10 protein-coding genes are annotated in these 13,823 nt (G+C 68.0%); 5 read left to right on the plus strand and 5 right to left on the minus strand.

Going from position 1 to position 13,823, the window contains the following annotated elements:
* Nucleotides 1-3 precede the first annotated feature (3 nt).
* Entirely contained in the window at nt 4-936 is a 933-nt protein-coding gene (locus tag ABFT43_RS01960) for an alpha/beta fold hydrolase (RefSeq protein ID WP_347958722.1), read from the minus strand.
* A 69-nt stretch (nt 937-1,005) separates the two neighbouring features.
* Between ABFT43_RS01960 and ABFT43_RS01965 the strand changes: the two genes are divergently transcribed.
* On the plus strand, nt 1,006-1,617 hold the full coding sequence (locus ABFT43_RS01965; RefSeq protein WP_347958723.1) for a TetR/AcrR family transcriptional regulator: 612 nt from the start codon (nt 1,006-1,008) through the stop codon (nt 1,615-1,617).
* Between the two features lie 128 nt (nt 1,618-1,745).
* Here the strand turns inward: ABFT43_RS01965 and ABFT43_RS01970 are convergent, their stop codons facing one another.
* The 3 genes from ABFT43_RS01970 to betT are packed head-to-tail and all read right to left on the minus strand — an operon-like array spanning nt 1,746 to nt 7,017.
* Entirely contained in the window at nt 1,746-3,308 is a 1,563-nt protein-coding gene (locus ABFT43_RS01970) for a GMC family oxidoreductase (RefSeq protein WP_347958724.1), read from the minus strand.
* 2 nt (nt 3,309-3,310) lie between these two features.
* Nucleotides 3,311-4,819 (minus strand): aldehyde dehydrogenase family protein, encoded by a 1,509-nt coding sequence (locus tag ABFT43_RS01975; RefSeq protein WP_347958725.1) that lies wholly within the window; start codon nt 4,817-4,819, stop codon nt 3,311-3,313.
* Entirely contained in the window at nt 4,816-7,017 is a 2,202-nt protein-coding gene (betT, locus tag ABFT43_RS01980) for a choline BCCT transporter BetT (protein ID WP_347958726.1), read from the minus strand. Before betT ends, ABFT43_RS01975 begins: the two co-directional genes overlap by 4 nt.
* A gap of 134 nt (nt 7,018-7,151) precedes the next feature.
* Here betT and ABFT43_RS01985 point away from each other — a divergent pair, with 134 nt between their 5' ends.
* From ABFT43_RS01985 to ABFT43_RS02000, 4 genes are all read left to right on the plus strand, one after another.
* Nucleotides 7,152-7,565 (plus strand): VOC family protein, encoded by a 414-nt coding sequence (locus tag ABFT43_RS01985; protein WP_347958727.1) that lies wholly within the window; start codon nt 7,152-7,154, stop codon nt 7,563-7,565.
* Between the two features lie 393 nt (nt 7,566-7,958).
* Nucleotides 7,959-10,505: an ATP-dependent Clp protease ATP-binding subunit gene (locus tag ABFT43_RS01990; RefSeq protein WP_347958728.1), complete on the plus strand. Its 2,547-nt coding sequence runs from the start codon at nt 7,959-7,961 to the stop codon at nt 10,503-10,505.
* A gap of 163 nt (nt 10,506-10,668) precedes the next feature.
* On the plus strand, nt 10,669-11,535 hold the full coding sequence (locus ABFT43_RS01995; protein ID WP_347958729.1) for an enoyl-CoA hydratase-related protein: 867 nt from the start codon (nt 10,669-10,671) through the stop codon (nt 11,533-11,535).
* 398 nt (nt 11,536-11,933) lie between these two features.
* Nucleotides 11,934-12,431 (plus strand): HNH endonuclease, encoded by a 498-nt coding sequence (locus ABFT43_RS02000; protein WP_006898934.1) that lies wholly within the window; start codon nt 11,934-11,936, stop codon nt 12,429-12,431.
* A 42-nt stretch (nt 12,432-12,473) separates the two neighbouring features.
* Here the strand turns inward: ABFT43_RS02000 and ABFT43_RS02005 are convergent, their stop codons facing one another.
* On the minus strand, nt 12,474-13,772 hold the full coding sequence (locus tag ABFT43_RS02005; RefSeq protein ID WP_347958730.1) for a hypothetical protein: 1,299 nt from the start codon (nt 13,770-13,772) through the stop codon (nt 12,474-12,476).
* Nucleotides 13,773-13,823: the final 51 nt, after the last annotated feature.

Below are 13,823 nucleotides of genomic sequence, written 5' to 3' on the forward strand. Positions count from 1 at the left end.
TATCTACCGTCGTGCGGCGGGCTCGGAATCCGACGCCTTCTCGGCGGCTTCTTTCCGTTCCGGTCCGGTCGACCCGACCGTGAACGCCGCGACCTCGTCGGCAACCGACCCCGGTCGGTCGAGGGAGACGAAGGTCCGGGCGTCCGGGACCTCGACGAACGGCACCGACTCACCCCCGAAGAGGAGGGCGAACCGCCGGCCGTGGGTCAGCGTGAAGCAGCGGTCGTCGCGACCCCAGACGAAGCGGACGGGCAGATCCACCTGCGTCATCCGCTGGGTCACCGCGAACAGGTCCGAGGGCCGGATGCCGCTCAGGAACGCGCGGAAGTCGTCGCGGATGCGCGGGTCGGTCTGTAGCGGCTCGAAGACCGAGGCGGTGAGTTCCGGGTCGGGATCGTTCAGCAGGAGTCCCACGCCGAGCGGCGAGTGTCGCAGCGCCCGCGACCGCATCGCCTCGACGAGCGGCCGGAGCAGGGCGCGCCGTCGCATGAGCGCGAAGTACAGCCGGAACGGCTGGGGCGGGAACAGGTCGAACGCGTCGCAGTTGGTGAACACGAGACGCCCGACGAAGCCGGGGTCCTCGTCGAGTGCGAACTGCGTGATCGCCCCGCCGGTGTCATTGGCCACCAGGGTCGCCGACGACAGGCCGAAGTGCCCGGCGAACTCCCGCAACAGCCGACTCACTCCCCGCGGCGAGCGATCAGCGCCGGGGCCCAACGGGATTCGATGGGAACCGAGGGGCAGCAGCGGCACCAGCGAACGGATTCCGCGTTCGGCGAGCAACTCGGCCACCGGCTCCCAGAGTCGGTGGTCGACGACGGCGCCGTGCACGAACATCACGGGCGGGTACTCCGATCCCTCCGGACCGTAGGTGGCGTATTCGATCGTGCCGGACGGGAGTTCGACGGGATGCAGTGCGGTCGGTGTGGTACCCATGGCGAGATCCGCTTCTCGTAGACTCTACTGACTTACGAACACTGAGTACGAAAGTTACGTGCAGCCTGTATGAAAGTCAACCGTCGAAGCCAGGCCGAACGCACCGCAGCGACCCGCGCGGCGCTCATCGCCGCGGGTCGCAAGCTGTTCGGTGAGCGCGGATTCGCCGACGTCGGGACGCAGGAGATCGTGGAGCACGCCGGCGTGACCCGTGGTGCGCTGTACCACCAATTCGACGACAAGAAGGGGCTGTTCACCGCCGTCTACGACGCCGTCGAGCAGGACATCGTCGCGCGGATCGGCGCGGCGGTCGGCGAGAGCGCCGCCGACGACCCGATCGGCGCGCTGAAGGCCGGCATGCGACTGTTCCTCGACCTGTGCACCGAGCCCGAGGTCCATCGGATCACCCTGGTCGACGCCCCGTCGGTCCTCGGCTGGTCCGAATGGCGCGCACGTGGTGAGGAGTTCGGCTTCGCGTTGGTGGAGGGCCTGATCCGGTCGGCCATCGTCGCGGGGCAGGTGACCGATCAGCCCACGCGGCCGCTCGCGCACGTCGCGATCGGCGCACTCGATGAAGCCGCACTGTATGTGGCGTCCGCTGCGGATCGGGCCGCGGCGACCGCGGAGGTCACCGCGGTCCTCGACCGTGTGGTGGACGCTTTCGGGGCGGTCCCCGGCTGACGGGCTGGTGCACCGGAGGGTCGGTGCGCCGAACGAGATGTGCGGAAGCCGTCGATCGGGCCCGCCCGCGAGATCTCGCCGGCCGACTCGGCGGGGCCAGAGCACGAGGACCGCACATCTCGGGCGAATCAGCCGCCTCGCACCAACTCCGCGCACCGCTCACCGACGAGCATCACCGTGATGTTCGGGTTGACGGTGGTGTGTTCGGGGAAGACCGAGGCGTCGGCGACCCGCAGGCGGGCCACGCCCTTGACGCGCAGCTCGGGATCGAGCGGCGACATGTCGTCGTCGGGCGGGCCCATCCGCACGGTTCCCACCGGGTGGTACACGGTGTTGTGGGTCCGCCTGATGTAGTCGGCCAGTTCGTCGTCGGAGGTGGCGTCCGGTCCGGGATACAGTTCTCGCGCAACCCAATCCGCGAGCGGTGCGGCCGCGGCGATCTCCCGTGCCCTCCGGATGCCGGCGATCATGATCCGCATGTCGTAGCCCTCGGGGTCGGTGAAATACCGGGGGTCGACACGAGGCTTGTCGCGGAAGTCGCACGAGCGCAACGTCACCGTTCCGCGGGACCTCGCGTGGGTGACGTTCGGGGTCAGGCAGAAGGTGTTCTCGCTCGTCGGATAACCCTGCCGCAGGGTGTGCATGTCGAACGGCACGCTGCCGTAGTGCATCATCAGGTCCGGCCGGTCCAGGCCCTCGTCCACCGTGGTGAAGATGCCCGCCTCCCACCACTGCGTCGACTCCCGGACCATCGGCTTCGAGGTCTCGAAACCGATCACGCCCTCGGGATGATCCTGCAGGTGCTCGCCGACGCCGGGGGAGTCGACGAGGACGTCGATGCCGTGCTCGACGAGATGGTCGGCCGGTCCGATCCCGGAGAGCATCAACAACTTCGGGGTGTCGATGGCCCCCGCGGACACGATCACCTCGCGCTGTGCCCCGATCCGCGTCGTGCGGCCGAAGGCGTTGTCGGTGATGTCCACGGCCGCCGCGTGCAGGTCGCCGCCGGACCTCTCGATCACGATCCGCTTGGCCCACGACCCGGTCCGAATGGTCAGGTTGGGCCGGTCGAGGATCGGATGCAGGTAGCTCACCGACGACGACGCCCGCACCCCGTCGGGCCTCCGGTTGATCTGGAAGAAGTTGGCGCCGTTGACGACCGTCTTTCCGCTGTTGAACTCCGCCCGCGGGATGCCGACCGCCTCACACGCGTCGAGCAGGGCGACACCGCAGGGGTCGCGCGGCGGGATCGTCATGATGTGCACCGGACCGCTGCGACCGTGATGGTCACCCGGGGCGTCGTTGGTCTCGATCTTCGGATAGAGCCCGTACACCTCCTCCGAACCCCAGCCGGCGCAACCGAAATCGCGCTCCCAGGAGTCGAGGTCCTCGCGCGGCGCCCAGAACGCGATGCAGCTGTTGTGCGAGCTGCAGCCGCCCAGCACCTTGGCGCGGGCGTGCCGCATGAACGAGTTGCCGTTCTCCTGCGGCTCGATGGGATAGTCCCAGTCGTAACCGGATTCGAGAAGTTCCATCCACCGGTCGAGGCGCAGGATCGCGTCGTCACCGACGTCCGACGGCCCGGCTTCCAGGAGGCAGACCGTCACCGACGGGTCCTCCGACAGGCGGGCGGCCACGGCGGCACCCGCCGATCCTCCACCGACGACCACGTAGTCGTACGTCTCGGTCACCGCTACCCCTTCCGGTTCTCGAACCAGCCGGTCACACCCGGCCGGAGATTCTCGTAGACGTGCTTGGCCTCGCGGTACTCGGCGAGCCCGGTGGGGCCGAGTTCACGGCCGAATCCGGACTGTCCGTAACCACCCCACTCGGCCTGCGGCAGGTACGGACCGAAGTCGTTGACCCACACCGTCCCGGCACGGATACGTCCGGCGATGCGTCGTGCGCGCGCCGCGTCGGACGACCACACCGCCCCGGCGAGGCCGTACACCGTGTCGTTGGCCAGGGTCACCGCCTCGTCCTCGGTGGTGAAGGTCTCGACCGTGACCGTCGGACCGAACGCCTCGTCGTGCACACAGGCCATCGAGCGATCGGCCCGGTCGATGACGGTGGGCAGGTAGAACCAGCCGTCGTCGAGCCTGCCCGATCCCCGGTCGCCGGTGGCGAATGCGCCGCCGCAGCGGATCACGGCTCCATCGGCGCGCGCCCGCTCCACGTATGCGTGCACCTTGTCCCGGTGTGCCTGCGAGATCAACGGGCCCGTCTCGGTGCCCTCCTCGAACGGCAGGCCGAGCCGGATCTGCTCCGCGCGCCGGACCAGCTCGTCGACGAACCGGTCGTGGATCGACTCCTCGACGATGAGCCGTGCACCCGCCGAACACACCTGGCCCGAGTGGAGGAAGGCGGCGTTGAGGGCGTTGTCGACGGCCGCGGCGAAGAAGTCCTCGGTGGCGCCGACGTCGGCGAACACGACATTCGGGTTCTTGCCGCCGAGTTCGAGGGCCACCTTCTTCACGGTCGCGGCCGCCTCCCGCGCGATGGCCCGGCCGGTCACCAGGCCGCCGGTGAAGGACACCAGGTCGACGTCGGGGTGCGACGACAGCGGGGCGCCTGCGTCGGCGCCCGGCCCGAGGACGAGATTCGCGACGCCGGGCGGCAGTCCGAGGTCGTGGAGGACCTCGAACAACAGGATCGCGGTATGAGGGGTCAGCTCGGCGGGCTTGAGCACGAACGTGTTTCCCGCGGCCAGTGCCGGCGCGACCTTCCACGCGGCCTGCAGCAGCGGATAATTCCACGGGGTGATGAGCCCGCATACCCCGACCGGCTCGTAGACGATGCGGGAATCGGCGTCGGGTGAACCGGTGTCGACGACGCGGCCGGCGTCCTGGGCGGCGAGCTTTCCGAAATAGCGGAAACAATTGGCGATGTCGGTCATGTCGATGTCCGACTCGTAGGGCCGCTTCCCGGTGTCGAGGGTCTCGGCGCGGACGAACTCGCCACGGCGGGCGTCGATCCGGTCGGCGATCCGGAGGAGGAGGTCGCCGCGTTCGTCGGCGGGTGTCGAGTTCCACTCGCCGGTGTCGAACGCGCGGCGTGCGGCGGCGATCGCTGCCTCGGTGTCGACGGCCGCTCCCTCGGCGACCACGCCCACCACCGAGTTGTCGGCGGGGCAACGGATCTCGCGGGTCGCGCCGGAAGCGGCGGGCCGCCACTGCCCATCGATGTAGAGGGTGTCACTCATGGAGCGGAGGCTCCTTCACGGTTGTCGGGTGTGTCGGTGGAGGGCGTGGTCGGGGCGGTGCCCGCGCCGTCGGGGGCGTCGTCGGGTCGGGCCGGGGGTTCGTGGTCGTGGTGGTCGGCCGCCGAATCACGCAGGTGCAGATAGCCGAGATGGCGTTCGTACTGATCGAGGATGTCGCCGATGATCTGCTCGCGGGTGTAGCCCGACAGCGAGTATCCCTGCGACCCCTCGGTCAGATACACCTCGCACCGGAAGTACCGGTCGTCGGAGCGCTGGGAGCGGACCGCGTAGGTCGGGGTCGGTGCCGACACCGGCCATACGCAGTACTCGAACCGCGGGGCGTCGGCGAGTTCGACGGTCAGCCGCGGCGACGGCAGCCCCTCGTTCTCCTCCGACTCGTCGACCGAAGCGGTGACGCCCTCGCGTGAGAACTGTTCGGCCACCTCGTGCATCGCCGGGATCACCGTCGCCGTCAGGAATCTCCGGGTCGCGACCCTCCCGGGGAAGCGGAGCGTGCCGATGAGACGCTGTCGCCAGCTGCTCTGCTCGGTCGGCCCGCGGCCCACCGCGATCACCTTGGGCAGGGTGGTGCGGAAGCTGTCGATCTTCATCGACTCGGTGCGAACGGCCTTCAGCAGCGAGTACCCGATCATGCCGAGGACGAAGGAGAACGGCAGGCCCATGATGACGGTGGCCGCCTGCAGGGTGAGGATCGAACCGTCGCCGCCGCCGGCGAACAGCATGGACAGGGTGAGCAGGCCGATCGCGACCGACCAGAAGATCCGCACCGGTCGCGAGCAGTCGGTCATCGGGCCGTCGAGTTTGCTGGTGAAGTTGCCCATGACGAGTGATCCCGAGTCGGCGCTGGTCACGTAGAACAGCAGGCCGGTGATGGTCGCGACACCGATGAGCAGCGTGGCGCCCGGGTATTGGTCCAGCAGCGAGTAGAACCCGGCCTCGGGTGCCGACGCGGTGGTCTCGGCGAAGTCCTTGTCGCCGCGGGCCACCGCCAGGGCGCTGTTGCCGAAGATCGAGATCCACAGCAGGACGAAGCTGAACGGCACGACGAGGACGCCGAAGACGAACTGCCGCAAGGTCCTTCCGCGTGAGATCCGGGCCAGGAACAACCCGACGAACGGCGCCCAGGCCACCCACCACGCCCAGAAGAACAGGGTCCAGCCGTCGACGAACGCACGGGCGTCGTGGTCGGGCGTCGGGTTCACCTGATCCCAGGCGAAGGTGTCCAGGGTGCGGTCGGCGAAGGTCGCCACATAGTCGCCGACGTTCTGCACCAGGCCGTTGAGCAGGAAGTCGGCGTCCTTGGCGACCGTGATGTAGATCAGCAGGAAGATCGCGAGGACCACGTTGATCTCCGACAGGCGCCGGATGCCCTTGTCGACGCCCGAGATCGCCGAGGCGGTCGCGATCACCACCGACAGCACGATCAGGCCGATCTGGGCGGCCTTGCCCTGGGAGATGCCGAAGATCTCGTTCAGGCCGAAGTTGAGCTGCACCACGCCGATGCCGAGCGACGTCGCGATGCCGAAGATGGTGCCGAGGACGGCGGCGACGTCGATGGCGTCGCCCCAGCGGCCCTCGATGCGTTTCCCGAAGATCGGGTAGAGGGCGGCGCGGATCGTGAGCGGGAGGTTGTGCCGGAACGCGAAATAGGCCAGCGCCCCACCCATCAGGGCATACATCGCCCACCCGGTCACGCCGTAGTGGAAGACCGTCCACGTGACCGCCTCGCGGGCGGCGGCGTTGGTCTCGGCCTCGCCGACGGGCGGGTTGAGGAAGTGGGTGACCGGTTCGGCCACCGAGAAGAACATCAGGTCGATGCCGATACCCGCGGCGAAGAGCATCGACGTCCACGTGAACAGGCTGTACTCCGGGCGGGACTCCTCCGGGCCGAGGCGGTAGCGCCCGTATTTCGACAGGCCGAGGAACACGACGAGGCCCACGATCGCGGTCGCGAGGATGAAGTACCACCATCCGAACCAGCGGGTGATGAAGTCGCGGACCTCGCCGATGACGTTCTCGGCGGTGCCCGGTGCCGCGAGCGCCCAGATCGCGAATGCGAGCACGATGACGGCGGACGCGGTGAAGACCGCGACGTTGACCGAACCGGTCCGCTGTGGCGGATCCCCCGTGTCCGGGTGGCGAGTGGAGCGTCCAGGTGGACTCGCGTCGTCACTCATGGACTTCGACGGTAGCGGGGCGTTTCGGACCACACGGGCGTATTGCCCGACTTCGTGCGCGCCAAACCGGTTCGTGACATATCCGACTCGTCCGGCGGCGATGAGTTCGCGGCCACTCGCGGGTCTGTCCGGACATGGCAACAGCAACGATCGGTTCGATGATCCTGTCCAGCGAGGGTCCGCGGCGCCTCGCCGAGTGGTACGCCGCGGCGTTCGAGGCGACGATCGAGTCCACCGGCGCGGCCGACGGCGGACCCGGTTACCTCGTCGTCGACCTCGACGGCTTCTGCCTCATGTTCGACAGGCGCGACGACGTCTCCGGCGTCAACACCGACGGCGCGCGTCTGTTGATCAACGTGGAGGTCGACGACCCGAAGGCCGCCGCGGCCCGCATCGACGCACTCGGCGCGCGGTGGATCAGTCCGCTCGAGCAGCGCGGCGGCAACTGGTTCGGCACTGTCGCCGACCCGGACGGCAACTGGGTGCAGATCCTGTGGATCTGCGACGAGGAGGAGATCGCGATGGGGCCGCCGTCGTCGAGGTCCTGAGGTACGGCGGGTTCGACCACGATGAGCGTGGCATCGTGCGCGGCGGACCGGGCGAGCCCGACATCGCCCGGTTCAGGCGACCCCAGCGGCAACATCCTGACGGTGCTGCACGCCTGAGCGCTGCGATTCCCGGTGTCCGGGCGGTCCGGCGGCCCCGTTCGCTCTCGGCGTAGTGAACCGGGAACACAGCCCCGGCCTGCGCAGTTGTACTGTGCACATCCCCGCCGCAGCGGCGGATTCATGCACTCAGCGCAAGGTTTGACTGCAGGTGCAGCCACGGCGACCTCTAGAGTGGAGACAGGCTGGTCGTCGTATACCCGCACCGGGTCGTCCATACCGGACACACCGGGTGTTCTCGCGGCGGCCGGGGCGCTAGCAATGTGAGGGAGAACAATGTTCGAACGGTTCACCGACCGCGCTCGACGGGTTGTGGTTCTGGCCCAAGAAGAAGCGCGGATGCTCAACCACAACTACATCGGAACCGAGCACATCCTCCTCGGCCTCATCCACGAGGGCGAGGGCGTGGCCGCCAAGGCTCTCGAGTCGCTCGGGATCTCCCTGGAAGGTGTCCGCAGTCAGGTCGAGGAGATCATCGGCCAGGGCCAGCAGGCGCCCTCGGGGCACATCCCGTTCACACCGCGTGCCAAGAAGGTGCTGGAGCTCTCGCTGCGCGAGGCCCTGCAACTCGGCCACAACTACATCGGAACCGAGCACATCCTGCTCGGCCTCATCCGCGAGGGTGAGGGTGTCGCCGCGCAGGTCCTCGTCAAGCTGGGCGCCGATCTCAACCGTGTCCGCCAGCAGGTCATCCAGCTGCTGAGCGGATACCAGGGCAAGGAGCCGCAGGAGGCGGGTACCGGCGGCCGCAGCAGCGAGTCCGGCACCCCGTCGACCTCGCTGGTCCTCGACCAGTTCGGTCGCAACCTCACCGCAGCCGCCGCCGAGGGCAAACTCGATCCCGTCATCGGGCGCGAGAAGGAAATCGAGCGGGTCATGCAGGTCCTGAGCCGCCGTACCAAGAACAACCCCGTCCTGATCGGCGAGCCGGGCGTCGGCAAGACCGCCGTCGTCGAGGGCCTCGCGCAGGCCATCGTCAACGGCAAGGTGCCCGAGACGCTGAAGGACAAGCAGCTGTACACCCTCGACCTCGGTTCGCTGGTCGCGGGCAGCCGCTACCGCGGCGACTTCGAGGAACGCCTGAAGAAGGTCCTCAAGGAGATCAACACCCGCGGCGACATCATCCTGTTCATCGACGAGCTGCACACGCTCGTCGGCGCAGGTGCCGCCGAGGGAGCGATCGACGCCGCGAGCATCCTCAAGCCGAAGCTGGCCCGCGGTGAGCTGCAGACCATCGGTGCGACGACCCTCGACGAGTACCGCAAGTACATCGAGAAGGACGCCGCGCTGGAACGCCGCTTCCAGCCGGTCCAGGTCGGCGAGCCGTCGGTCGAGCACACCATCGAGATCCTCAAGGGCCTGCGTGACCGCTACGAGTCGCACCACCGCGTCTCGATCACCGACAGCGCACTCGTCGCCGCCGCGACGCTGGCCGATCGCTACATCAACGACCGGTTCCTGCCGGACAAGGCGATCGACCTCATCGACGAGGCCGGTGCACGCATGCGCATCCGCCGGATGACCGCGCCGCCGGACCTGCGCGAGTTCGACGAGCGCATCGCCGAGGCCCGCAAGGAGAAGGAGTCCGCGATCGACGCGCAGGACTTCGAGAAGGCCGCCGCTCTCCGCGACAAGGAGAAGCAGCTGGTCGCCGAGCGTGCCGAGCGCGAGAAGCAGTGGCGCAACGGTGACATGGACGTCGTGGCCGAGGTCGACGACGAGCAGATCGCCGAGGTCCTGGGCAACTGGACCGGCATCCCGGTGTTCAAGCTCACCGAGGAGGAGACCACCCGTCTGCTCCGCATGGAGGAGGAGCTGCACAAGCGGATCATCGGCCAGGAGGACGCGGTCAAGGCCGTGTCGAAGGCGATCCGCCGCACCCGTGCCGGCCTGAAGGATCCGAAGCGTCCGTCGGGCTCGTTCATCTTCGCCGGTCCGTCCGGCGTCGGTAAGACCGAGCTCTCGAAGGCGCTGGCGAACTTCCTGTTCGGCGACGACGACGCGCTCATCCAGATCGACATGGGCGAGTTCCATGACCGGTTCACCGCGTCGCGTCTGTTCGGTGCCCCTCCCGGCTACGTCGGCTACGAAGAGGGCGGCCAGCTCACCGAGAAGGTGCGCCGCAAGCCGTTCTCGGTGGTGCTGTTCGACGAGATCGAGAAGGCCCACTCGGAGATCTACAACACCTTGCTGCAGGTCCTCGAGGACGGTCGTCTCACCGACGGTCAGGGTCGCACGGTCGACTTCAAGAACACCGTGCTGATCTTCACCTCGAACCTCGGTACGAGCGACATCTCCAAGGCCGTGGGCATCGGCTTCAGCTCCGGTGACGACACCAAGTCGAACTACGAGCGCATGAAGCTGAAGGTCAACGACGAGCTCAAGAAGCACTTCCGTCCCGAGTTCCTCAACCGCATCGACGACGTCATCGTCTTCCACCAGCTGACGCAGGACGAGATCATCCAGATGGTCGACCTGATGATCGGCCGGGTCGAGGCCCAGTTGAAGAACAAGGACATGGCCATCGAGCTCACCGACAAGGCCAAGAGCCTGCTCGCCAAGCGCGGGTTCGACCCGGTCCTCGGTGCGCGCCCGCTGCGTCGCACGATCCAGCGCGAGATCGAGGACCAGCTGTCGGAGAAGATCCTCTTCGGCGAGCTGACCCCGGGTCAGATCGTCCTGGTGGACGTCGAGGGCTGGGACGGCGAAGGAGACGGCGAGGACGCCAAGTTCACCTTCACCGGCTCGGAGAAGCCCCGCGAGGTCCCCGACGCCCCGGTCGAGCTGTCCAAGGCCGGCGACGCCGGTACGGACGCGAGCTGACCGGAGCTCCTGAGCCGATCCGAGACGGCGGCGTCACCCGAGAGGGTGACGCCGCCGTTGTCGTTCGTGTCGCTCGTCATCTGACCTGGGGCGACGGAACGCTCGCTCGGGAGAAGGGGCTCCTGAGCGCACCGTCGGTGACCGCGGTGGATAGCATCTCCCTGTGACGAGCGATACATCAGAGGTCGGCCGCAAGGCCGTAGAGGAGCAGTCCACGATCCGCGTCGACCGGGACGGCGGGATCGTCGTCATCCGGCTCAACCGGCCCGACCGACTCAACGCGTTCACGTTGCAGATGGGCGCGGAGATCCGTGCCGTCCTCGACGAGACCGACGCCGACGACTCGGTTCGCGCGGTGGTGCTGACCGGCGCGGGGCGTGCCTTCTGCGCCGGCGCCGACCTCGAGGCGGGTGGTTCGACGTTCGACGCGTCGTCGGAGGTCACCGGCGACGAGGTCCCGCCGGACGAGGGTGGCCTGCTGACGCTGCGCATGTTCGCCTCGCTCAAGCCGATCGTCGCCGCGATCAACGGCCCCTCGGCCGGTGTCGGGGTGACCATGACGCTGCCCGCCGACGTCCGGATCGCCTCGGAGGACGCGAAATTCGGCTTCGTCTTCGCTGCGCGCGGCCTCGTCCCCGAGGCTGCCTCGAGCTGGTTCCTGCCGCGGCTCGTCGGTCTGCCGACGGCACTGCAGTGGACGATCGGCGCCAAGATGGTCCAGGTCGACGAGGCGCTCGAGCGCGGGTTGGTCCAGCAGGTCGTCCCCAAGGACAAGGTCCTCGAGACCGCGATCGCGGTGGCCCGCGAGATGACCGCGAACAGTGCTCCGGTCTCGGCGGCGCTGACCCGTCAGCTCCTGTGGCGGATGGCCGGGGCACCCAGCCCCCTCGACGCCCATCGAGCCGACTCCAAGGCGATCTTCTACCGCGGCCAGTCCGGCGACGTCTACGAGGGCGTCATGTCGTTCCTCGAGAAGCGGCCCGCCACCTACCCGAACACGGTGTCGAAGGATCTCCCCGACATCTTCTGAGCGTTTCACCACGCATTTCCGGTCCCATCCGCACCGGTGCGGATGGGACCGGCGTGTTCTCGGCCTCGTCGTCTCACGATGGCCCGCGAACCTGCGAACAGTGCGTTTGCAACAGGTGAACATCGCAAAACACGCGACATAAACAGTGGCAGGGTCTGTGGACCGCGGTTATCGTGTGCGTCAGCAGGCCAGAAACGGACGTGGAGAGGAGGTGGCGCAGATGTCGACGGTTACGACGGTGTCCGTTCGCGAGTGGCGGACGTCCGACCCCGGCTGCCGGGAAGGATTCCTGGTCCCGACGACCCGGCCCGGACCGATCACATCGCGCGCCACCGGTTCCTGAGGTCATGAGCCTCGATGGTCGGCGCAGTCACTCGCCCACGCATCGAGGAGCATCCATGACCATATTCGTCACGAATGCCGGATTGCAGATCCTGGCCCGGGTCACCTGGCGCCGCGCCGCAGTGCTGTTGACCACCGAGGTGGCACGCAATGTGGAGGGCACCCCGCTGGTGCGCGTGGTTCATTCGCCCACGGTGTCGCTGCCGATCCACAAGGTGGTGGCGATCAAACACAACGCCTACCGCCCGTTCTCGGGCAAGACCATGGATTCGTACGCGTCGAACGCGACGATCCTGCGTCGGGACCAATGGATCTGCGCGTACTGCGACGGCCCCGCGGACACCGTCGACCACATCGTTCCGGTGTCTCAGGGCGGGCCCAGCACGTTCGGCAACCAGGTCGCGGCGTGCAAGTCCTGCAACGGGTTCAAGGCGAACCGCACCCCGCGGCAGGCGGGCATGGCGTTACGGCATGCGCCCTTCGTCTACGACCCGTGGGCGGCGGACCAGAAAGAGGTCTGGGAGATGTTCATGCTGCATCCGAAGACCGCCTGAATCCCGAGACCGCCTGACCCGCCGCCCCCCGGCGTCGTTCGCTCAGCGCCCGGCGCTGACCTTGGTGGCGTTGGCCGTCGACGCGAGAATGCGCGGGATGTTGTACAGCGGTCGGCTCGAGTTCCACAGCTGCTCATATGGAGTGGTGAGCTGGCGGTGCAGCGCGGCCCGGTCGTGCTTGGCCTGGTGGGTGTACCGGGGCAGCAGCTCGGTGGTGACGAAGTTCCAGCGATCGGCGAAGATCGACCAGTCCCACGACGGGATGCCGAGCTGGACATGGGTCTTGCCGACGCCGGCGACCTCGGTGTCGAACTGCACCGGACGGAACTCGCGCAGCGCCGGGACGCCCGCGACGGACGGGGAGCCCGCGAGGGTCGTCATGTAGGTCAGCGATTCACCGACGCCGTTCTTGTAGCCGCGGCACTGGTCCCACAGGTTGCCGACGCAGTACTCCTGTTCGCGGCGAAGCAGATCGGCGTTGCCTCGTGCGATGCGGGACGCGTCACCGGAGGCGACGTCCTCCCACGCGGCCATCGTGCGGTCGTCGATGATCTTCGCGGCGTACATCTCCCGGATGCCGGTCAGTCCGGTACGGACATAGGTGTAGTGCTGGGTCATCATGTCCTGGTAGATGGCCTTCTGCATCACCAGGACCTTGCGCACGAACCACCCGAGGTCGTCCGGGGTGATCCGGTCGGCGTTCTTGGCGACGGCGCGCAGACCCGACGGCAGGGCCTTCTGTGCGGCGATCCCGTACCGGAGCCCGACATTGGAGATGATGGTACGGGCGAGCTGCGCGATGCCGGGGAGCTCGTAGATGAACTTTCCGAGCTCGAGATCCTCGATGCCCGAACCGAAGTCGGCGCCCACGAGTCCGCCCATGCCGGCCCACTGCAACTCCGCGTGCTTCAGCTGGAAGCTGCGGTAGTAGTTGTACGACTTGATCATGTTCGGTTTGCACCGGGCCAGCGTCGTACCCGGGTCCCAGGTGGCCAGGTCGATCCCGGACTCCCTGGTGCACTGCACGAGTCGGAGCTGATAGAGCAGGGCGCCGTAGCGCTTCGGGTCGATGCCCTGCCCACGGGCCTGGGAGACCAGGCTCTCGAGACGACCGAGGTCGTAGGGCAGGCGCGGGTGCACACCACCGCGGGTGACGCCCTCGGCGACACCGCTCAGCGGGAGGTCCAGGAAGTCCTCGAGTACGCCGGCGGGGGCCGGCGAGGAGCCACGGGGAGTGGCGGTGGCCAGGCCGCTGCCGGCCGCGGCGAGCGAGGCGGTGACGCCGGCGGCGGCGGCGCCGGCGAGGAATCGACGTCGGGAAAGGTTGTGGTGGTTGATCATTCGGATATCTCTCTCAGGTGCGAGCCGTCGGGAAGAGGGTGCAGTCCACCA

The sequence above is a fragment of the Gordonia aurantiaca genome (genome assembly GCF_039939235.1).
Taxonomy (GTDB): domain Bacteria; phylum Actinomycetota; class Actinomycetes; order Mycobacteriales; family Mycobacteriaceae; genus Gordonia.

What these genes read in the sequence shown, in the direction of transcription:
- ABFT43_RS01960 (WP_347958722.1), bottom strand. Translation starts at nt 936, where the DNA reads ATGGGTACCACACCGACCGCACTGCATCCCGTCGAACTCCCGTCCGGC.
- ABFT43_RS01965 (WP_347958723.1), top strand. Translation starts at nt 1,006, where the DNA reads ATGAAAGTCAACCGTCGAAGCCAGGCCGAACGCACCGCAGCGACCCGC.
- ABFT43_RS01975 (WP_347958725.1), bottom strand. Translation starts at nt 4,819, where the DNA reads ATGAGTGACACCCTCTACATCGATGGGCAGTGGCGGCCCGCCGCTTCC.
- betT (WP_347958726.1), bottom strand. Translation starts at nt 7,017, where the DNA reads ATGAGTGACGACGCGAGTCCACCTGGACGCTCCACTCGCCACCCGGAC.
- ABFT43_RS01985 (WP_347958727.1), top strand. Translation starts at nt 7,152, where the DNA reads ATGGCAACAGCAACGATCGGTTCGATGATCCTGTCCAGCGAGGGTCCG.
- ABFT43_RS01990 (WP_347958728.1), top strand. Translation starts at nt 7,959, where the DNA reads ATGTTCGAACGGTTCACCGACCGCGCTCGACGGGTTGTGGTTCTGGCC.
- ABFT43_RS02000 (WP_006898934.1), top strand. Translation starts at nt 11,934, where the DNA reads ATGACCATATTCGTCACGAATGCCGGATTGCAGATCCTGGCCCGGGTC.
- ABFT43_RS02005 (WP_347958730.1), bottom strand. Translation starts at nt 13,772, where the DNA reads ATGATCAACCACCACAACCTTTCCCGACGTCGATTCCTCGCCGGCGCC.